Origin of the sequence: Streptomyces sp. NPDC005202 (genome assembly GCF_040608235.1) — a bacterium.
In the GTDB taxonomy this organism is placed as follows: domain Bacteria; phylum Actinomycetota; class Actinomycetes; order Streptomycetales; family Streptomycetaceae; genus Streptomyces.
In genome coordinates, this window is record NZ_JBEXHW010000008.1 from 71,350 (window position 1) to 91,465 (window position 20,116).

18 protein-coding genes and 1 tRNA gene are annotated in these 20,116 nt (G+C 70.3%); 12 read left to right on the forward strand and 7 right to left on the reverse strand.

The window, feature by feature from the left end; translation table 11 throughout:
• The first annotated feature begins 55 nt into the window (after positions 1–55).
• Genes ABZV31_RS15265 through ABZV31_RS15275 form a run of 3 tightly spaced genes read left to right on the forward strand, consistent with a single transcriptional unit; the run spans position 56 to position 3,236 of the window.
• Positions 56–1,771, forward strand: coding sequence for a TerD family protein (locus ABZV31_RS15265; protein ID WP_355893215.1), 1,716 nt, complete (start codon positions 56–58; stop codon positions 1,769–1,771).
• Between the two features lie 11 nt (positions 1,772–1,782).
• Positions 1,783–2,463 carry an AIM24 family protein gene (locus ABZV31_RS15270; RefSeq protein WP_355893218.1) on the forward strand — a complete coding sequence of 227 codons (681 nt, stop codon included), beginning with the start codon at positions 1,783–1,785 and terminating at the stop codon, positions 2,461–2,463.
• Positions 2,464–2,480: 17 nt separating this feature from the next.
• A complete protein-coding gene (locus ABZV31_RS15275; RefSeq protein WP_355893221.1) occupies positions 2,481–3,236 on the forward strand; it encodes an AIM24 family protein in 756 nt (251 codons plus the stop codon).
• An 85-nt stretch (positions 3,237–3,321) separates the two neighbouring features.
• Here the strand turns inward: ABZV31_RS15275 and ABZV31_RS15280 are convergent, their stop codons facing one another.
• A complete protein-coding gene (locus ABZV31_RS15280; protein WP_355893224.1) occupies positions 3,322–3,837 on the reverse strand; it encodes an NUDIX hydrolase in 516 nt (171 codons plus the stop codon).
• On the reverse strand, positions 3,834–5,276 hold the full coding sequence (locus ABZV31_RS15285) for a zinc-dependent metalloprotease (protein WP_355893227.1): 1,443 nt from the start codon (positions 5,274–5,276) through the stop codon (positions 3,834–3,836). Before ABZV31_RS15285 ends, ABZV31_RS15280 begins: the two co-directional genes overlap by 4 nt.
• 192 nt (positions 5,277–5,468) lie before the next feature.
• On the opposite strand from ABZV31_RS15285, the gene ABZV31_RS15290 reads away from it, so the two are divergent.
• From ABZV31_RS15290 to ABZV31_RS15305, 4 genes are all read left to right on the forward strand, one after another.
• Positions 5,469–6,581: an SDR family oxidoreductase gene (locus ABZV31_RS15290; protein WP_355893230.1), complete on the forward strand. Its 1,113-nt coding sequence runs from the start codon at positions 5,469–5,471 to the stop codon at positions 6,579–6,581.
• Between the two features lie 178 nt (positions 6,582–6,759).
• Positions 6,760–7,221, forward strand: coding sequence for a molybdenum cofactor biosynthesis protein MoaE (locus ABZV31_RS15295; RefSeq protein ID WP_355893233.1), 462 nt, complete (start codon positions 6,760–6,762; stop codon positions 7,219–7,221).
• A 203-nt stretch (positions 7,222–7,424) separates the two neighbouring features.
• Positions 7,425–7,589: a hypothetical protein gene (locus ABZV31_RS15300; RefSeq protein ID WP_355893236.1), complete on the forward strand. Its 165-nt coding sequence runs from the start codon at positions 7,425–7,427 to the stop codon at positions 7,587–7,589.
• A gap of 52 nt (positions 7,590–7,641) precedes the next feature.
• On the forward strand, positions 7,642–8,739 hold the full coding sequence (locus ABZV31_RS15305; protein ID WP_355893238.1) for a PDZ domain-containing protein: 1,098 nt from the start codon (positions 7,642–7,644) through the stop codon (positions 8,737–8,739).
• 72 nt (positions 8,740–8,811) lie between these two features.
• Here the strand turns inward: ABZV31_RS15305 and ABZV31_RS15310 are convergent, their stop codons facing one another.
• Positions 8,812–9,354: a PPA1309 family protein gene (locus ABZV31_RS15310; protein ID WP_355893241.1), complete on the reverse strand. Its 543-nt coding sequence runs from the start codon at positions 9,352–9,354 to the stop codon at positions 8,812–8,814.
• 164 nt (positions 9,355–9,518) lie between these two features.
• On the opposite strand from ABZV31_RS15310, the gene ABZV31_RS15315 reads away from it, so the two are divergent.
• The 3 genes from ABZV31_RS15315 (at position 9,519) to ABZV31_RS15325 (ending at position 14,925) form a co-directional block, all read left to right on the forward strand.
• Positions 9,519–12,560 (forward strand): UPF0182 family protein, encoded by a 3,042-nt coding sequence (locus ABZV31_RS15315; protein ID WP_355893621.1) that lies wholly within the window; start codon positions 9,519–9,521, stop codon positions 12,558–12,560.
• A gap of 234 nt (positions 12,561–12,794) precedes the next feature.
• Positions 12,795–14,624: a tetratricopeptide repeat protein gene (locus ABZV31_RS15320; RefSeq protein ID WP_355893244.1), complete on the forward strand. Its 1,830-nt coding sequence runs from the start codon at positions 12,795–12,797 to the stop codon at positions 14,622–14,624.
• A gap of 227 nt (positions 14,625–14,851) precedes the next feature.
• Positions 14,852–14,925 (forward strand) — tRNA-Met (locus ABZV31_RS15325).
• Positions 14,926–15,146: 221 nt separating this feature from the next.
• Here the strand turns inward: ABZV31_RS15325 and ABZV31_RS15330 are convergent.
• Positions 15,147–15,563 carry a Fur family transcriptional regulator gene (locus ABZV31_RS15330; RefSeq protein ID WP_355893247.1) on the reverse strand — a complete coding sequence of 139 codons (417 nt, stop codon included), beginning with the start codon at positions 15,561–15,563 and terminating at the stop codon, positions 15,147–15,149.
• A gap of 143 nt (positions 15,564–15,706) precedes the next feature.
• Here ABZV31_RS15330 and ABZV31_RS15335 point away from each other — a divergent pair, with 143 nt between their 5' ends.
• On the forward strand, positions 15,707–17,158 hold the full coding sequence (locus tag ABZV31_RS15335; protein ID WP_355893249.1) for a catalase: 1,452 nt from the start codon (positions 15,707–15,709) through the stop codon (positions 17,156–17,158).
• 73 nt (positions 17,159–17,231) lie between these two features.
• On the opposite strand, the gene ABZV31_RS15340 is transcribed toward ABZV31_RS15335, so the two are convergent.
• Both ABZV31_RS15340 and hisN read right to left on the reverse strand, forming a co-directional pair.
• On the reverse strand, positions 17,232–17,633 hold the full coding sequence (locus tag ABZV31_RS15340) for a CBS domain-containing protein (RefSeq protein WP_355893250.1): 402 nt from the start codon (positions 17,631–17,633) through the stop codon (positions 17,232–17,234).
• A 198-nt stretch (positions 17,634–17,831) separates the two neighbouring features.
• Positions 17,832–18,632, reverse strand: a complete 801-nt coding sequence (gene hisN / locus ABZV31_RS15345; protein ID WP_355893253.1) for a histidinol-phosphatase — start codon at positions 18,630–18,632, stop codon at positions 17,832–17,834.
• 281 nt (positions 18,633–18,913) lie between these two features.
• On the opposite strand from hisN, the gene ABZV31_RS15350 reads away from it, so the two are divergent.
• Complete coding sequence (locus ABZV31_RS15350) at positions 18,914–19,522, forward strand: helix-turn-helix domain-containing protein (RefSeq protein WP_355893256.1); 609 nt, start codon at positions 18,914–18,916, stop codon at positions 19,520–19,522.
• Between the two features lie 21 nt (positions 19,523–19,543).
• On the opposite strand, the gene ABZV31_RS15355 is transcribed toward ABZV31_RS15350, so the two are convergent.
• Positions 19,544–19,867, reverse strand: a complete 324-nt coding sequence (locus ABZV31_RS15355) for a multidrug efflux SMR transporter (protein ID WP_355893259.1) — start codon at positions 19,865–19,867, stop codon at positions 19,544–19,546.
• Between the last annotated feature and the right edge of the window lie 249 nt (positions 19,868–20,116).

The window sequence follows — 20,116 nt, forward strand, 5'->3', positions numbered from 1 at the left end:
TGCCGTTAGCCTGACGCGACGCACTCACATTCGGGATGGGGGACGGTCGTTACGCATGTCCAGGGAATTCCAACGCGGCCACAAGGCCAGGATCAGTGACCTGACCGCGGGCACGGATCTGTACGTAGGCGTGCAGATCTCTGCCCCCGGACTGACCTTCGACATCAGCTGCTTCGGTCTCGACGCCGACGAACGGCTCTCGGACGACCGGTACTTCGTCTTCTTCAACCAGCCCAAGTCACCCGAAGAGGCCATCCAACTGCTGGGTCCCCAGGCGGGTGACACGGAGTCCTTCCGGGTCACGCTGGACCGGATCCCGCCGCAGATCCACAAGCTGTCGTTCACGGCGACCATCGACGGCGCCGGGCAGATGTCGCAGATCAATCCCGGATACCTGCGCATCGTGGCCGGTGGCGAGGAGGTGGCCCGGTACTCGTTCGACGGCTCGGAGTTCTCCACCGAGCGGGCCGTGATGCTGGGCGACCTCTACCTCAAGGACGTGTGGCGGTTCGCCGCCGTCGGCCAGGGCTTCGACGGGGGGCTCGAGGCGCTGCTGAAGAACTTCGGCGGCGAGGTCCTGGAGGAGGAGAGCAGCGTCCCGCAGCAGCAGCCGCAGACCGGTGGCACCCCGGGCTTCGCCCCGCCCGCCCAGGCCTCCGCGCCGCCGGCGTTCGGTACGCCGTCCGGACCGGTCGCCCCCGCTGCTCCCATGCCCACTCCCGCCCCGACTCCCGCGCCGCAGCCCGCCGCCCAGGGCTATGCGCCACCCGCGGGAGCCACTCCGCCCCCGGCTCCGGCGCCCGCGCCCTCGGTGCACGCCGCGCCGACCATCGTCGCGCCCATGACCCCGCCCGGTGGCACCGTCCCGCCCCCAGCCCGGGTGCCCGCTCCCTATGGCCAGCCGGCCCAGCAGCAGCCTCCGTACGGCCAGGCCCCCGGCCCGACCGCGCCCCCGCCTCCCGGCTACCCCCAGCCCCAGGCGCCGCAGGCCCCGGCCCCGCCAGCCGGCTACGGACAGGCCACTCCGCCGCCCGGATACGGCCAGCAGCCGTCCGGGCAGGTCCCGGGCCAGCCCGCGCCGTACGGGGCCCCGCAGGGCGCTCCCCAGGGCGCCGGTGTGGCCGCCGCTCTGCAGCAGTTCAAGGAGACCCCCACCGGGCAGCGCTGGACGCTGCAGAACAGCAAGCTCGTCCGCGCCGACCTCGGCATGGGCGGCCAGCCCGTGCTGGCCCGGCAGGGCAGCATGGTGCTCTACCAGGGCAAGGTCGACTTCAGCTACAAGGGCGCCGGCTTCGCCGGCCGGATTGTGGGCAACGCCACCGGCCAGGAGATGCAGCTGATGCGCTGCACGGGCCAGGGCCAGGTGTTCCTCGCCGAGAACTCCTCCCACCTGCACCCGGTGGAGCTCCAGGGCGACGCGATCTGCGTCTCCGCCGAGAACGTCCTCGCCTTCGACGAGAGCCTCCAGTACGAGGTCCGCCGGATCGAGGGACACGGCATTCCCGGCGGTGCGCTGTTCACCATGCAGTTCCAGGGCACCGGCACGATCGTCCTCAAAACGCAGGGCGTCCCCGTGGTGCTGCCCGTGACGCCGACGACGTTCGTCGACTCCAACGCCGTCGTCGCCTGGTCCGCCGCCGCCCAGGTGATCGTCTCCAGCCAGGTGCGCATGCGCCGCAACGCCTACCCCGGCCACACCGGAGAGGGCGTCAACCTCCAGTTCCGGGCCGCGCCCGGCAACTTCGTCGTCGTCCAGCCCTACGAGGTCTGAGGGAGCCCGTCATGAACCAGCCGCTCGCGGGCTACGCCCCCGCACCCGTTACCGCCCGCATGGAGAACCACGGCAGCCACATGCTGAAGGTCGCCATGCAGACCGGAAACGACCTCCTCGCGCGCGTGGGGTCGATGGTGGCCTACGAAGGTTTCATCCAGTACGAGCCCAATCCGCCGGCCGTGCGCCAGATCGCGCGCGACTGGATCACCGGCGAGGGCGCGCCCCTGATGAAGTGCTCCGGCGACGGCCTGCTCTACCTCGCCGACTACGGCGCCAACGTCGTCGTCATCAACCTCAACGGCGATGCCATCTCCGTCAACGCCACCAACCTGCTGGCCTTCGACGCCCACCTGACGTGGGGCGTGGAGCGGGTCAAGGGGCTGGCCAAGTTCGCCGGGCAGGGCCTGTGGAACACCAAGATCTCCGGGCAGGGCTGGGTCGCGCTGACCTCCCGGGGCAAGCCCATCGTCGTCGACTGCGGTGGCGGCGAGGACGAGACGTACGTCGACCCGGACGCGCTCGTCGCCTGGTCCCCGAACCTGAAGGTGAAGGGCAAGCACAGCTTCAAGGCGCAGTCGCTGATCGGCCGGGGCAGCGGCGAGGCCTACCAGATGGCCTTCTCGGGCCAGGGCATCGTCGTCGTCCAGCCCAGCGAGGACAGCACCGACCGCCTCCGGATCCGGGGCTGAGGGGGAGACAGGACACCATGCAGAGCCCGCTTTTCGCCTTCAACGACGTGCAGACCCAGGAGCGCTGGAGCCTGCAGAACAAGCAGATGCTGCGCGTCACCCTGGAGGGCCACGACGACATCCTCGCCCGCAAGGGCACCATGATCGCCTACCAGGGTCTCGTCGAGTTCGACGTCGAGTACCAGAGCAACAACCAGGCACGCGCGCGTGCGTACACCGGTGAGGGCCTCGACCTGATGCGCTGCCACGGGCAGGGCACGGTCTACCTTGCCAACCTCGCCCAGCACGTCCACATCATGGACGTGGAGCAGGACGGCCTGACGGTCGACAGCAGCTACGTGCTGGCGATGGACTCCTCGCTCCACCACGAGGTCATCGCCGTCGACAGCATGTACGGCATCTCCGGCTCCGGGAAGTACCAGCTCAACATCACCGGCCGCGGCAAGGTGGCCCTGATGACCTCGGGTGCGCCGCTGATGTTGCAGGTGACGCCCGACAAGTACGTCAACTGCGACGCCGACGCGATCGTCGCCTGGTCCACCGGCCTGCGCGTGCAGATGCAGGCCCAGACGCACTCCTCCGGGGTGTGGCGGCGCCGCGGCAACACCGGTGAGGGCTGGGAGCTCAGCTTCATGGGCAGCGGCTACGCGCTCGTCCAGCCCAGCGAGCTGCTGCCGCCGCAGAACGCCGTCATCGGGCAGGGGCTCGCCGCGCAGTTCGGCATGGGGCAGCACGGGGCGCGCGGGCAGAACCAGGGGAACGTCTGGAGCTGACCAGGGGAACGTCCGGAGCTGACCGCCCAGGAAGCACAGGTAAGGGGCGTCCGCTAGGCGGCCGCCCCTTACACCTGTGTCCGGCTCAGATGCGCGCCCGCGTGGCCTCCAGTAGCCGTAGGACCGACTCGTCCGCCACGTCCGCCACCTCGTCGTAGGCGAACCAGCGCAGGTCCAGCGACTCGTCGCTGATCGCCTCGACGGCCCCCTCCGGAGCCAGCGCCGCGTACTGGACGTCGAAGTGCCAGGCGCACGGCGTGTGATGGCGGTCCAGGCGCACCGGCCCACCGGGAAGCAGGGTCAGCCCCGCGATGCCCGACTCCTCGGTGGCCTCGCGCAGGGCGGCCGCGGCCAGCGTCTCGTCGGCCGGCTCGCAGTGGCCGCCCATCTGCAGCCACATGCCGATCTTCTTGTGGAGGGTCAGCAGCACCCGTCCCTGCTGCGGGTCGATCACCAGGGCGCTCGCCGTGATGTGCCCGTCCCTGCAGGCCTTCCACAGGCCGTGCGGGTGCGTCTCCAGGTGCTCCAGGTAGGCGTGGCGCAGCTCTTGCTGGTCCTCGTACTCCTTCAGTACGAGGACCGCGTCGTCATGGAGGCTCACTCGGCGTCGTCGCCCTTGGCCTCGCCGTCGTCCTTCTTCTTCAGGTCCGGCTTTGCGGAGGAGCCGTCGGCCGCCTCGCCGAGCATCTTGTCCAGCTCGGAGAAGTCGAGCTGCTCGCGGTGCACGAAGCCGTCCGGGTCGTCCAGGTCGGTGGCCGTCGGGAGCATGTCCGGGTGGGCCCACAGGGCGTCGCGGCCGTCGACCCCGCGCGCGTCCGTGAGCGAGGCCCACAGGCGGGAGGCGTCGCGCAGGCGGCGCGGGCGCAGTTCCAGGCCGATCAGGGTGGCGAACGTCTGCTCGGCCGGACCGCCCGAGGCACGGCGGCGGCGCAGCGTCTCGCGCAGCGCGTCGGCCGACGACAGGCGGGGCTTCGCGGCCGCGTGCACCACCGCGTCCACCCAGCCCTCGACCAGCGCCAGAGCGGTCTCCAGACGGGCCAGGGCGGCCTTCTGCTCCGGCGTGTCCTCCGGCTGGAACATGCCCTGCTGGAGGGCGTCCTGCAGCTGCTCGGGGTTCTCCGGGTCGAACTGGCCGACCACGTCCTCCAGCTTCGCCGTGTCGACCTTGATCCCGCGCGCGTAGCCGTCGACCGCGCCGAACAGGTGCGAGCGCAGCCACGGCACGTGCGCGAACAGGCGCTGGTGGGCGGCCTCGCGCAGGGCGAGGTACAGCCGCACCTCCTCCTTCGGCACGCCCAGGTCCTTGCCGAACGCCTCGATGTTCACCGGCAGCAGCGCGGCCTTGCCGGCCGGGCCGAGCGGCAGGCCGATGTCGGTGGAACCGACGACCTCGCCGGCCAGCACGCCGACGGCCTGTCCGATCTGCGTGCCGAACATGGCGCCGCCCATGGAGCGCATCATGCCGATCAGCGGGCCGGCCATGGCCTGCATCTCCTCCGGCAGAACGTCGCCCATGGCGGTGCCGACGCGCTCGGCGACCGGGTCGACGAGCTCCCGCCACGCGGGCAGGGTCGCCTCGACCCACTCCGCGCGGCTCCACGCCACCGCGGAGGCGGCGCCCGACGGCAGGGACGTCACATCGTCCAGCCACAGGTCGGCCAGGCGGACCGCCTCCTGGACCGCGGTGCGCTCGGCGGGGCCGACGCTCGCGTCCTTCGTGCCGTCCGGGGTGCCCTGGGAAACCGTCTGGCGGGCGATCTGCTTGGCCATGTCCCAGTTCACCGGGCCACCCTCGTAGGAGAGCATCTGGCCGAGCTGCTGGAACGCGGCGCCCAGGTCGGTGGGGTTCAGGGAACCGAACATGGCTGCGAGCGGATTGTCGGCGCCGGGTCCGCCAAGGCCTCCGGCTCCGGGCCACCCGAAACCGAACGGGTTGGCCGGTCCCTGCCCACCACCGCTCTCCTGGTCCTTCTTCTTGCCCTCGTCGCCGTTCTCCGGCTCCTCCGGCGGAAGGCCGAATCCGAATGGGGTGTCACTCACGGGATTCCTCGGCTGGTAAGGCCACCGGTTCTCTCCGGCGGCGCGGCTGCCCGACAACACCACCCAGCGTAGACACCATGGGCGGTTCGGGCCTCGGTGCTTCGCCGATTGAAGGCCTGCGGCAGGATGGATGCCACCTGGTACGTACGCGTCACTCGCGCTCGTACTGAAGACAACCGCTGGAGACGCCCGGTGAGTTCCCCAGATCCGCAGGTTCGCGCAGCGCGAAACCACGAAAGCACTCCCGCCGTGCGCGGGCCCGTCGTCGCGGTCACCGGTGCCGCGAGCGGGGTCGGTGCGCTGCTCACCGAGCGGCTGGCCGCGTCCGAGGGGATCAAGCAGGTCATTGCCATCGACGAGCGGCGCGGTGAGTGCGCGGCGGCGCAGTGGCACATCCTCGACGTGCGGGATCCGGCGATCGCGGACAAACTGCGCGGGGCGGACGTGGTGGTGCACCTGGCGCTCGATCTGGATCTGGAGACCGATCCTGCCGCCCGTACGGCCTACAACGTCCGGGGGACGCAGACCGTGCTGACCGCCGCGGCGGCGGCCGGGGTGCACCGCGTGGTGCTGTGCACGTCCGCAATGGTGTACGGGGCGCTGCCGGACAACGAGCTGCCGCTGTCGGAGGACGCGGAACTGCGGGCCACCGCCGAGGCGACCGGGGTCGGGGACCTGCTTGAGATCGAGCGGCTCGCGCGGCGCGCTCCGCGGGCGCATCCCGGGCTCAACGTCACCGTCGCACGCCCGGCGGTGCTGGTCGGGGGTACGGACACCGCGCTGACCAGGTACTTCGAGTCGCCACGGCTGCTCGTGGTGGCCGGGTCGCGGCCCGCGTGGCAGTTCTGCCATGTGGAGGATCTGTGCAGTGCGCTGGAGTACGCCGTTCTGGAGAAGGTCGACGGGGAGCTGGCCGTCGGGTGCGACGGATGGCTGGAGCAGGAGGAGGTCGAGGAGCTCAGCGGGATCCGGCGCATGGAACTGCCGTCGGCGGTCGCGCTGGGGGCGGCGGCCCGGCTGCACCGGATCGGGCTCACGCCGTCTCCGGCGGGTGATCTGGCGTACACGATGTACCCCTGGGTGGTGAGCGGGAGCCGGCTGCATGACGCGGGGTGGCGGCCGAAGTGGACCAATGAGGAGGTCCTCGCGCAGCTGCTGGAGGAGGTTTCCGGGCGGCACACGGTCGCCGGGCGGCGGCTCGGGCGGAAGGACGCGACGGCCGCGGGGGCCGCGGGGGCGACGGTGGCTCTGCTGGGCGCGGCCGCGGTGGTGCGGCGGGCGCGGAAGGCGCGGCGGCGGATCTGAGGAGCGGGCGCGGAAGGCGCGGCGGCGGATCTGAGGGGCGGGCCCGGATGGCGCGGCGGCGGATCTGAGGAGCGGGCGTGAACAGGAGGGGTCCTGTAGGAGGCTCCAAACCGGCACGCGCGCGTGCCGGGGGAAAACGCTCTTCCCCGTGGTCCCGCGCGTGCGGCACGATGGAGGCATGGCACCCACCAACGATCATCCCGGAGAGCAGGCCGCTGAGGACCCGATCAAGCTGATCGGCATCCGGGAGACCCCCCTCTCCGTCGACGAGGTCTTCCGGGCGGTCGGGGACGACGCTGCCGGCGGTACCGCCCTCTTCGTGGGGACCGTGCGGAATCATGACGGGGGTGCCGATGTCGACGAGCTGGGGTACTCCTGTCACCCCAGTGCCGAGGCCGAGATGCGGCGGATCGCCGAGAAGGTCGTCGCGGAGTATCCGGTGCGGGCGCTGGCGGCCGTGCACCGTGTGGGGGACCTGAAGGTCGGGGACCTCGCCGTTGTCGTCGGCGTGTCATGTCCGCACCGGGGCGAGGCCTTCGAGGCCTGCCGGAAGCTGATCGACGACCTCAAGCACGAGGTGCCCATCTGGAAACACCAGAAGTTCTCCGACGGCACCGAGGAGTGGGTGGGGGCCTGCTGAGCCCCCTCCGCACGGTCTGATGGGCCCCCGCGCGGTCTGCTGAGCCCCCGCGCACGGTCCGCTGAGCCCCCGCGCGGTCTGCTCAACCCCTGTGCCGCAACTCCGGTTGCGTAACCGCACCCCTGGCGTGAGCGTTGTGAGTGCGGATGGCTAATCTGCTGATCAGTCAGTTGCGGTCGCTCGGTTGGGGTTGGGAGGTCGGCATGGCGGCACTCGCCTGGTTGCTGATTCCGCTTGTGGCTGCGATAGCCGCCGGACTGTGGGGGAGCTGGGCGAACCGGACCCGCAAGGTGCGCGGCGACGGTCCCGAGCTGGACGGATACGCCCGATTCCGCGAGGCCATGGAGAGGTCCCACTCCGGTATGTGACGGAAGGCGGCCCTGACGGTGCGCTGACAGACGCGTCCCGTACTGTCGAGTCATGCCACGCCGCACTGCGACGATGCTCGCCTCCACCCTGATGCTGATCGCGCTCCTGTGCGCGGGAGTGTTCCTCCCCGTGCCGTACTCGGAGATGTCTCCGGGGCCGACGGTCAACACCCTCGGCGAGCACGACGGCGAGCCGGTGCTGCAGATCTCCGGGCACAAGACCTACCCGACGACCGGGCACCTCAACATGACCACCGTCCGGGTCACCAGCGCCGACTACCGGATGAACCTCGTCGAGGCCGTCTACGGGTGGCTCGCGCACGACGACAAGATCGTCCCGCACGACACCCTCTACCCCGACGGCAAGACGGAGGAGCAGTCCACCCAGGAGAACGCCGAGGAGTTCAGCCAGTCCCAGGAGAGCGCCAAGGTCGCCGCCCTGAAGGAGCTCGGCGTCCCGGTGCGGTCCTGGGTGATCGTCTCGACGGTCATCAAGGGCACCCCGGCCCAGGGCAAGCTGCACGCCGGTGACGTGATCAAGGCCGTCGACGGGACGGCGGTGAAGCAGCCCGCCGACGTCGCCAAGCTGGTCACCAAGCACAAGCCCGGTCAGAGCGTCGTCTTCACCATCGTGCCCGCCAAGGAGCAGGCCGCCGCCAAGAAGGCGCACAGGACGGCGACCGCCACCAAGGACATCACCATCACGACGAAGCAGTCCGACGACAGCGGCGCCAAGCGCGCCATCGTCGGGATCTCCGCCGGGACCGATCACACGTTCCCGTTCACGGTCGACATCAAGCTCGCCGACGTCGGCGGACCGAGCGCGGGCCTGATGTTCGCGCTCGGCATCTACGACAAGCTCACGCCGGGCGATCTCACCGGCGGCAAGTTCGTGGCCGGCACCGGGACGATCGACGACGACGGCAAGGTCGGCCCGATCGGCGGCGTCGAGATGAAGACCGTCGGTGCGCGCGGCAAGGGCGCCCAGTACTTCCTGACGCCCGCCGACAATTGCGCGGCCGCAGCCAAGGACACCCCGGCCGGGCTCACCCTGGTCAAGGTGAACACCATCGGCGATGCGCTCGACGCCCTGAAGGACATCCGCTCCGGGAAGGCCGCCGATGTGCCGAAGTGCACGGTCAAGGGCTGACGAGCAGGACCTCATACGTGGCCGGGGGCGCCCTCACGATCAAGGGCGCCCCCGGTGACGTATCCGAAGACCTCAGTCCTCGAACGTGGCCGCCAGCGCCTCGGCCAGCCCCGGGACCAGGTCGGGGCCCGTGAGGACGTCGGTCGGAGAGTCCTTCTCACGCAGGCGCAGGGCCGACTCCCGGGCGCCGTCCCGCAGGACCGCGACTGTCATGCGGACTTCCTGGCGCTCGGGGTGGTCGGCCACCCACTGCGCCAGCTTGGCGTCGTCCAGGCCCTGCGGGACCTGTGCCTCGGCGGACGGCGGGAGCATCAGGCGCTCCACGGTCAGCGCGCAGCCGGTCACCGCGTCGGGCCAGGCGATAGTGCCGAGGAACTCGTCGAGCGGCCGGTCGGCCGGGATCTCGTCCTGCTCGATGGGCGTGAGACCGGTGGTCTCCGGCTCGTCCTCAAGGCCGAGCTGGGCCGCGAGTGCAGGTTGCTGGGCCCGCAGCCGCGCGGTGTCTACGAGGGCGAAGAGGCGAGCGGGCTGGTCCCAGCCGAGGCCGGAGGCGTACTCGTCGATCTCGAGTACGGCCCGGGTGAGCGGGCTCGCTGCCATGGGAGTGTTGGACATGGTCACAATCCTGCCTCGTTCCTGGCCGGAATCGGGAACCGAGTAAACGGTGAGTAAGTTGCATAGATGTGGGCCCACGATCACGGGGGCGCACGTACGGTCCACGAAGACGAGGGCCTGACGGATCAACAGCGAACTTCGAGGTGCGCACCTTGGCTTTCCAGATGCCGGACCGCGGCGGAGGCCCGACGGGGCCGCGGATCAGAGTGGGCCGCCCGTCCCGGCGCGTCCGGACCCTGCTGATGACGCTGGGCGTCCTTGCCGTTCTGGGCATGGCGTTCACCATGTTCGCGGGCTTCTGGACGGACTGGCTGTGGTACCGGTCGGTGAAGTACTCGTCCGTGTTCACCACCACGCTGTCGACCAAGATCGGGCTCTTCTTCGTCTTCGGTCTGCTGATGGCGGCCGCGGTCGGCTTCAACATCTGGCTGGCGCACCTGCTGCGGCCCCCGCTGAGCGCCATGTCGATGGAGCAGCAGAGCCTCGACCGGTACCGGATGGGCATCGCGCCGTACAAGAGGTGGCTGCTGTGCGGGATCACCGCGCTGGTGGGCCTGATCGCGGGCGCCTCGGCCTCGAGCCAGTGGCGGACCTGGCTGATGTGGGTCAACGGCGTGCCCTTCGGCAAGCAGGACCCGCAGTTCCACCTCGATGTCTCCTTCTACGCCTTCGACCTGCCCTGGTACCGGTTCCTGCTGGGCTTCGGCTTCGCCGCCGCGATCCTGTCCCTGATCGCCGCCGCCCTCACCCACTACCTGTACGGCGGGCTGCGCATCACCAGCCCGGGCGCGCGCGCCACGGCCGCGGCCACCGGGCACCTGTCGGTGCTGCTGGGCGTCTTCGTCGCCCTGAAAGCGGTCGCGTACTGGCTCGACCGGTACGGACTGGCGGTCAAGTCCAGCGACTTCAAGGCGACCGGCAACTGGACGGGCCTGAGGTACGTCGACGCCAACGCCTACCTGCCGGCCAAGACGATCCTTTTCTGCATCGCCGTCATCTGCGCGCTGCTGTTCTTCGCCACCCTGTGGCGGCGCACCTGGCAGTTGCCCGTCATCGGCTTCGGTCTGATGGTGCTCTCGGCGATCCTCATCGGCGGCCTGTACCCGGCGATCGTCCAGAAGTTCCAGGTCCAGCCCAACGAGCAGGCCAAGGAAGCCCCGTACGTCGCGAAGAACATCAAGGCGACGCGTGAGGCGTACGGCATCGACGACGCGAAGGTGTCCGAGTACGCCGGCAAGAGCGACACCAAGGACAAGTCGAAGCTGCGCAACGACGTCGGCTCGGCGGCGAGCATCCGGATCCTGGACCCGAACATCGTCTCGCCGACGTTCCAGCAGCTCCAGCAGATGCGGAACTACTACGCGTTCCCGAACAATCTGGACGTCGACCGCTACACCAAGGACGGCAAGGTCCAGGACACCGTCGTCGGTCTGCGCGAGCTGAACCTCGCCGGCATCCCGAAGAAGAACTGGATCAACAACCACTTCCGCTACACCCACGGCTACGGCGTGGTCGCGGCCAAGGGCACGGAGGCCGACCCCAACGGCCAGCCCGTGTTCACCGAGTCCGACCTGCCGTCCACCGGTCAGCTGGGGACGTACCAGCAGCGGATCTACTACGGCGAGAAGACCACCACGTACTCGATCGTCGGCGGTCCCCAGAAGGAGATCGACTACTCCGACGACAGCGGCGAGAAGACCACCAGCTACCAGGGCAGGAGCGGCGTCAACCTCGCCAGCCCGCTCAATCGGGCGGCGTACGCGGTGGCGTTCGGCGAGCCGCAGATCCTCTACTCCGGGGCGATCGGCGAGGGTTCGCGGATCCTGTACAACCGCACGCCCAAGGAGCGCGTCGAGGCGGTGGCACCCTGGCTGACCATCGACGGCGACGCCTACCCGGCGGTGGTGGACGGCCGTATCCAGTGGATCGTCGACGCGTACACGACGACCAACGGATACCCGTACGCCTCCCGTACGACCCTCGGCGCCACGACGGCCGACTCGCTGACCTACAACAACAACCAGCGCGCGGTGATGGCCCAGCAGAACCAGGTCAACTACATCCGCAACTCGGTGAAGGCGACCGTCGACGCCTACACCGGCCAGGTCAGGCTGTACCAGTGGGACAGCCAGGACCCGGTCCTGAAGACCTGGATGAAGGCGTTCCCCGGGACGGTGAAGCCGAAGTCGGACATCTCCCCGGAGCTGATGGCCCACCTCCGGTACCCGCAGGACCTGTTCAAGGTCCAGCGCGAGCTGCTCACCCGCTACCACGTGCAGGACGCGCAGACCTTCCTCAGCGGCAGCGAGGTGTGGCAGGTGCCGGACGACCCGACCAACAAGTCGGGCAACGCGGTGCCGCCGTACTACCTGACCATGAAGATGCCCGACCAGACCTCCCAGGCGTTCTCGCTGACGACGACGTTCACGCCGAACGGCCGGGACAACCTGAGCGCCTTCATGGCGGTCGACTCCCAGGCGGGCACGAGCGACTACGGCCAGATCAGAATCCTGAAGCTGCCGACGAGCAGGACCGTCGACGGGCCGAAACAGGTGCAGAGTCAGTTCAACTCCAACTCGCAGCAGAACATCGCCGAGTTCGTGCGGCTCATCAGGGGCGGTGACTCGGAGATCGAGTACGGCAACCTGCTGACCGTTCCGCTCGACGGGGGTCTGCTCTACGTGGAGCCGGTCTACGTACGCGGTGGCGGACTCAAGTACCCACTGCTGCGCAAGGTGTTGGTGACCTACGGCGGCAGCACTGCCTTCGAGGACACCCTCGACGAGGCCCTCAACAAGGTGTTCGGGGCGGCGGGTTCGACCACGCCACCCAACACGGGCACCGGCAATCCGCCGACGTCGGGCAACCCGACGGTCCAACAGGCCCTGAAGGACGCCCAAAAGGCCTTCGACGACGGCCAGGCGGCTCTGAAGAAGAGTGACTGGCAGGCGTACGGCCAGGCGCAGAAGGACCTCCAGGACGCGCTGAAGCGGGCCGAGGCGGCGCAGTCCCAGGCGGACAGGACCAGCGGCGGCAACGGCAAGAACGGCGGCAACGGCAAGAACGGCGGCAACGGCAAGAACGGCGACAACAAGGTCGGCGCGAGCCCGAGTTCGAGCGCCGGTCCGACCCCGGGCAAGAGTCCGAGCAGCAGTCCTGGCAGCACTCCGAGCAGCAGTCCGAGCAGCAGTCCGAACAGCGGCTGATTCCGCTGCTCCGGCCGGTCATGCCGGCTGACGGCCAAGGCCCGGATCCTCGCAAGGGATCCGGGCCTTCGTGGTGTGCGAACGGATGTGCCGACGCGCGAGTCGGCCGTGCCGCCGTGGGCAGTTGGGAGATCTGTGTTTGACTTGTCTCTCTGTGGGCATGTCGACAAAACGCTGAAGTGACCTCACTGGCTGCGGTATACCAGGTGTACCCAGGTTGCAGGTGGTGCGACGATGGACGTTATGGGGGACAAGGCAACTCTGTTCGAGACAGGGCGATTTGTGCAGCCTTCCGATCCTGAGGAGATCGGGGGCGAGACCCGGGACGAGACCGGGGAGGCCGCCGACGAGGCCGCCGAGGAGGTGCGCCGGCGGCTCGCCGCCGAGGCCGGCGACGTCGAGGCGATGAGCGTCCTCGGGGCCATGCTGCTGCGCCGTGGCGATCTCGACGGAGCCGAACCCCATCTGCGTGCCGCCACCGCCGCCGGTGACCGGGCCGCGGCCAACAACCTGGGGGTCCTCCTGCACCAGCGCGGCTACGCCGACGAGGCCGCCGGATGGTGGCGCATCGCCGCCGTCGCAGGGTCCGCGGCCGCCGCACATGCGCTCGGGCGGCACCACCGCGAGCGCGGCGACGAGCCCGCCGCCGAGTACTGGCTGCGCCAGTCCGCCGAGCAGGGACACGTGCTGGGTGCCTATGCGCTCGCCGATCTGCTGGAGCACCGCGGGGACGCCGGGGCCGAGCGCTGGATGCGGGTCGCCGCGGAGCGGGGGCACCGGGAGGCGGCGTACCGGCTGGCCCGGGCACTGGACCGGCGGGCCGCGCAGGACCCTGACGGTGACAACGGTGTCGGGCTCGTCGAGGAGGCCGAGCAGTGGTACCGGCAGGCCGCCGCGCGCGGACACCGGCGGGCCGCCCTGCACCTCGGGGCGATCCTGGAGAAGCGGGGCGAGCTCAAGGAGGCCGGCCGCTGGTATCTGACGTCGGCCAAAGACGGAGAGGCGCGGGCCGCCTGCGCACTCGGGTTCCTGCTGCGGGACGCCGGCGACACCGAGAGCGCCGCCGTGTGGTGGCTGAGAGCCGCGCAGGACGGGGACGGCAACGCGGCGAACGCGCTGGGCGCGCTGCATGCCGAGCGCGGGGAGACGCAGACCGCCGAGCGCTGGTACCGGGCGGCGATGGACGCGGGCGACGTGAACGGCGCCTACAACCTCGGGCTGCTCTGCGCCGAGCAGGGGCGGACGACGCAGGCCGAACAGTGGTACCGGAGGGCGGCGTACGCCGGGCACCGCGAGGCGGCGAACGCGCTGGCGATCCTGCTGCTGCAGGGCGGGGACGAGACCGGGGCCGAGCCGTGGTTCTCCAAGGCCGCGGAGGCGGGGAGCGTCGACGCCGCGTTCAACCTGGGCATTCTCTACGCGGGGCGGGGCCTGGAGGCCAAGGCCCTGCGGTGGTACGAGCGGGCGGCCGCCGCCGGGCACACGGAGGCGGCGCTGCAAGTGGGGATCGCCCGGCTGCGGGCGGGGGACGAGCAGGAGGCCGAGCGGCATCTGCGGTGCGCGGCCGGCGGGGGGAGCGCGGAGGCCGCGTACCGGCTGGCGACCGTGCTCGACGCGCGGCGGCCCCCGGCGCCCGCCCACGAGCTCGGGGAGTCGGTGCACGAGAAGACCGAGTGCGAGGAGTGGTACGAGCGGGCGGCTTCCCAGGGGCATCGGCGGGCGCAGGTGCGGGTGGGGATGCTGGCCGCCGCTCGGGGGGACGTGGTCGAGGCCGCGCGGTGGTACCGGGAGGCGGCGGAGGCCGGGTCCCGGAACGGGGCGTTCAATCTGGGGCTGCTGCTGGCCCGGGAGGGGAGCGAACCGGAGGCGGCGGTGTGGTGGACGCGGGCGGCCGACGCCGGGCACGGGCGGGCGGCGCTTCGGCTGGCCCTTGTCTACGCGCGTCGCGGGGAGCTGGCGGAGGGGCAGCGGTGGGCGGACCGGGCCGTGTCGTTGGGGCCGGCGGAGGTGTCGCAGCGGGCGGCCCGGCTCAGGGATGCGCTTCGGGAGGAGCTGTCGGCGTGACCCTGCGGTGGGCCGGGGCCGGGGCCGGGGCCGGGGCCGGGGCTGGGGGCGTTGGCTGCTCTGGGGTCGGTTGCCTGGTTGCCCGGTGTTGCAGCTGAGGCACGTGGGTCGCGCGCGACGGCTCGCAGCTACGTGCGCTGCGACGGCCCGCAGCTCCGCCCGCCGGGACGCTCCTGACAAGCGATTTGCTTCTCTCCTCGTCGTTCACGTACTGTTGCACTCGTCGACGCGGGGTGGAGCAGCTCGGTAGCTCGCTGGGCTCATAACCCAGAGGTCGCAGGTTCAAATCCTGTCCCCGCTACTGAAGGCCGAGGGCCGGAATCCGATCAACGGATTCCGGCCCTCGGTGTGTTCAGGGGCGGTGGCCCACCGCTTCCGCGTACAGGGCCACGTCGTCGTGCAGCAGGCTGCGCCCGTAGAGCATGCCGCCCAGCGGTTTGCCCACCGGCCGGCGATGGACGCGCCCCACGCAACGAACAGCCCCGGCACCTTGGTGGTGCCGGGGCTGCGGGAAAGTCGCGGTTACGCCGCCGCGCAGGTCGGGCACAGGCCCCGGTACGTCACCTCGACGTCCGAGACCGTGAAGCCGAAGCGCTCCGAGTTGGGGAGGTCGGCCAGCGGGTTGCCGGTCGGGTGGACGTCGCGGATCGCGCCGCAGCGTGCGCACACCAGATGGTGGTGCGGCTGGTGGGCGTTGGGGTCGTACCGCTTGGCGCGCTTGTCCGTGGTGACCTCGAGGACCTCGCCGAGGGAGACCAGCTCGCCCAGCGTGTTGTAGACGGTCGCCCGGGAGATCTCGGGCAGCTTGGCGACGGCCCTCGCATGGACCTCGTCGGCCGTCAGGTGGACGTGCTCGCCGTCGAGTACCTCGGCCACGACGCGCCGCTGCGCGGTCATTCGCCATCCGCGGCCGCGCAGCCGTTCCAGAAGGTCACTCATACCTGCAGCCTAACAGCTAGGGGAACAGTTCCCGAACGGGTGTGACTTTGGAGCTTCACTTGACTTAGACATTGTCCATTGTAGGATCAGGACCGGCTTTGGCTAAGCGACAGGAATAGTTCGAAATGACGCAGGAGGCGCACGTGACGCAGGGACCGCTCACGACGGAGGCCGGTGCTCCGGTGGCCGACAACCAGAACAGCGAGACCGCGGGCGTCGGCGGCCCGGTGCTCGTTCAGGACCAGCTCCTCCTGGAGAAGCTGGCCCACTTCAACCGCGAGCGCATCCCGGAGCGTGTGGTGCACGCCCGCGGCGCCGGTGCCTACGGCACCTTCACGGTCACCGCCGACGTCACCCGGTATACGCGCGCCAAGTTCCTCTCCGAGGTCGGCAAGCAGACCGAGGTCTTCCTCCGCTTCTCGACCGTGGCCGGCAACCTGGGTGCCCCGGACGCCGTCCGCGACCCGCGCGGCTTCGCACTGAAGTTCTACACCGAAGAGGGCAACTACGACCTCGTCGGCAACAACACCCCGGTGTTCTTCATCAAGGACGCCATCAAGTTCCCGGACTTCATCCACACCCAGAAGCGCGACCCGTACACCGGTTCGCAGGAGCCGGACAACGTCTGGGACTTCTGGAGCCTGTCGCCCGAGTCCACCCACCAGGTGACCTGGCTGTTCGGCGACCGCGGCATCCCGGCCTCCTACCGCCACATGGACGGCTTCGGCTCGCACACCTTCCAGTGGAACAACGAGGCCGGCGAGGTCTTCTGGGTCAAGTACCACTTCAAGACCGACCAGGGCATCAAGTGCCTCACCACCGAGGAGGCCGCCAAGCTCGCCGGTGAGGACCCCGACTCCCACCAGCGCGACCTGCGCGAGGCCATCGAGCGCGGCGAGTACCCGACCTGGACGGTCTCCGTCCAGATCATGCCGGCGGCCGAGGCGGCCACCTACCGCTTCAACCCGTTCGACCTGACCAAGGTCTGGCCGCACGGCGACTACCCGCTGATCGAGATCGGCAAGCTGGAGCTCAACCGCAACCCGGAGAACATCTTCGCCGAGGTCGAGCAGTCGATCTTCTCCCCGGCGCACTTCGTGCCCGGCATCGGGCCGTCCCCGGACAAGATGCTCCAGGGCCGCCTCTTCGCCTACGGCGACGCCCACCGCTACCGCGTCGGCATCAACGCCGACCAGCTGCCGGTGAACCGCCCGCACGCCACCGAGGCGCGCACCAACTCCCGCGACGGCTACCTGTACGACGGTCGCCACAAGGGCGCGAAGAACTACGAGCCGAACAGCTTCGGCGGCCCGTTCCAGACGGACAAGCCGCTGTGGCAGCCGATCCCGGTCTCCGGCGTCACCGGTGACCACGAGGCCCCGGTCCACGCCGAGGACAACGACTTCGTCCAGGCGGGCAACCTCTACCGGCTGATGTCGGATGACGAGAAGGAGCGCCTGATCAACAACCTGGCCGGCTCCATCTCGCAGGTCTCGCGCGAGGACATCATCGAGCGCGCGATCAACAACTTCCGTCAGGCCGACGGCGACTTCGGCAAGCGGCTGGAAGCCGCGGTCCAGGCCCTGCGCGGCTGACGCCCAGGACCGGATCGCTTGTCGTGGCGGCGGGCCGGATCCCCTCCCCGGGGGATCCGGCCCGTTCGCGTGCTCAGCCGGTCAGGGTCGCCGTGGGCTGCCGGGCCGGTGCCCAGCAGCGGATGATGTCGCGGACCGAGACAATCCCGGCGGGCTCGCCCCGATCGAGGACGATGAGGTGGCGGAAGCCCCCGTGCGCCATGGCGCGGGCCGCCTCCTCCAGGGTCCAGGACGGGGCGGCGAACACGACGTCGGTCGTGGTGTGGGCGTGGGCGCGCTCCGCGTCCGGGTCCTGCCCCAGGCCGACGGAGTTGAGGATGTCACGTTCGGTGAGGATGCCGATGCCGCCGGCGTCGGGGTCGAGGACCACGGCCGCGCCGACGCGGCGTGCGGACATCAGGGCGGCTGCCTGGCGGAGAGTGTGTGCGGGGCCGATGGTGAGGACCACCGTGCTCATGGCGTCACGGACGAGCATGGACTGGAGCCACCTCCTAGGGAATCCGCGCCGGTCACGGACTCAGGGTCCGTTAGTTCGCGGATTCACAAATTCACAAGTGGGGGACTCTCAGAGTCGCAGGTAAAGCCGGAGTCAACAAGAGGGCGCGTGCGGCTGGTTGAGGGCGTGCGCTGTCGTCCCGTGCTTCTCAGTAGCGCCGGTTGAGACCCGTGCTTCTCAGTAGCGCCGGTTGAGATACGCCAGCATCTCGTCGTGCAGCAGTCCGTTCGACGCGGCCGCGTTGCCGCTGTGCGGGCCGGGGCGGCCGTCGAGGCCGGTGAAGGTGCCGCCGGCCTCCGTGACGATGATCGCGTTCGCGGCCATGTCCCACAGGGACAGCTCGGGCTCGGCGCAGAGGTCGACCGATCCCTCGGCGACCATCATGTAGGGCCAGAAGTCGCCATATGCGCGCGTGCGCCAGACCTCGCGGGTCAGGTCCAGGAAGCCGTTCAGGCGGCCCTGCTCCTCCCAGCCGCTGAGGGAGGAGTACGCGAAGGAGGCGTCCGCCAGCTTCGCGACGCGCGAGACGTGCAGGCGGGTCGCCTTCGACAGGCTGCGGCCGGTGAAGGCACCGTGGCCCTTCGCGGCCCACCAGCGGCGGCCGAGGGCGGGGGCGGAGACGAGGCCGACGACGGGCTGGTAGCCGCCCTCTCCGGCCTCCGTCAGCGCGATGAGGGTGGCCCAGACGGGGACGCCGCGGACGTAGTTCTTGGTGCCGTCGATCGGGTCGACGACCCAGCGGCGGGGGCCGGTGCCCTCGATGCCGTACTCCTCGCCGAGGACCGCGTCGCGGGGGCGGGCGCGTTGCAGCTGGCCGCGGATGAGTTCTTCCGCCGCCTTGTCCGCTTCGCTCACCGGGGTCATGTCCGGCTTCGTCTCGACCTTGAGGTCGAGGGCCTTGAAGCGGTCCATGGTCGCGGCGTCGGCCGCGTCCGCAAGGACGTGCGCGAGGCGCAGGTCGTCGAGGTAGTCGGGCATGTAACGAACGGTATCTGTCGGGACGGATACGGGGCTACACGGGGCCGGGGTGCGCGGGCGCCCGGGGCTGCGCTGCGGCGGTGGGTACGACCTGCCCGCAGCTACGTGCGCCGTACGACTGCCCGTGGCTGGGCGGGGATCGCTGCCCGCGGCCGCGCAGGCTACGCAGAGCGCCCCGCGCGCCATGGCCGAAGGGCGCCCCCCGGTGCCTTCGCGCACCCTTGACAGTGCTTCTGGGTGCGTCAAATCTGAAGCGCAGAGTCGCTCGCCCCCGGGAGGCGATGATGCCTGCAGCGCGGGAATCCCTGCTGGACGCCGCCTATACGGCGCTGGCGCGCCGGCCGTGGTCCGCTGTGCGGATGGTGGACGTGGCCGCGGCGGCCGGAGTCTCCCGGCAGACGCTGTACAACGAGTTCGGCAGCAAGGAGGGGCTCGCCCGGGCGCTCGTGAGGCGAGAGGCGGACGGCTATCTCGCCGGGGTCGAGCGCGCGCTCTCCGCCCACAGCGACCCGCGGGAGCGGCTCATCGCCGCCGCCGACTGGACGGCGACGGCCGCCCGCGAGAACGCGCTGGTCCGGGCCATGCTCACCGGCTTCTGGAGCGAGCGGCTGCCCTCCCCGACGCTGTCGGCGGTGCCGTCCTCCTCCGCCGTGCCGGCGCAGCGCCGGGCGGACGGCCCGCTGCCGTCGCCCGGCGACTTCGTGGCGATGGTCCGCGACCGTGCTGTCGCCGTCCTCGCCAGACCCGGTACGCCCAGGTCGGACACCGCCGACCTGGCCCGCACCTGCGAGTTCGTGATCCGCCTGGCCCTGTCGTGCGTGGCGGCCCCACCGGGCGAGGGCGGAGTTGCCGACCTCGTGCGAAGCGCCCTGCCCCGGCAACTGGCTTAGGTGTCCGGGGGTTGAGCCGGCTCAGTGCGCGGAACCGGAGAGCTGGAGCCCGATCACGCCGATGATGACGAAACTGATCGAGACGATCTTCAACGTGGACACCAGGTCGCCGAGGAAGACCATGCCGTAGATGGCGGTGCCGGCCGCGCCGATGCCGGTCCACACCGCGTACGCGGGGCCCACGTCGAGCTTCTTCAGGGACAGGGTGAGCAGCCCGAAGCTGCCGAGGGCGAAGCAGCAGAAGGCGAAGGTCGGCCAGAGCCGGGTGAAGCCGTGCGACAGCTTCAGACACACGGCGAAGCCGGTTTCGAGCAACCCGGCCACGATGACCAGCAGCCACGCCATGTGCTGTCCTCCCGTACGTCCACGTTCCGTGACCGCTTCGTCATGCCTGGGGCGGGCCTGGATCCGGCTCGGTGCGATTATGCACTTGCCGGACTCGGGTGCACACAAACAACGCGGAGGTCAGCCGCCTTCCGGGCCGGGGTGGTCTGTTGTCTTCCGGGCCGGGGTGGTCTGTTGTCTTCCGGGCCGGGGTGGTCTGTTGTCTTCCGGGCCGGGGTGGTCTGTTGTCTTCCGGGCCGGGGTGGTCTA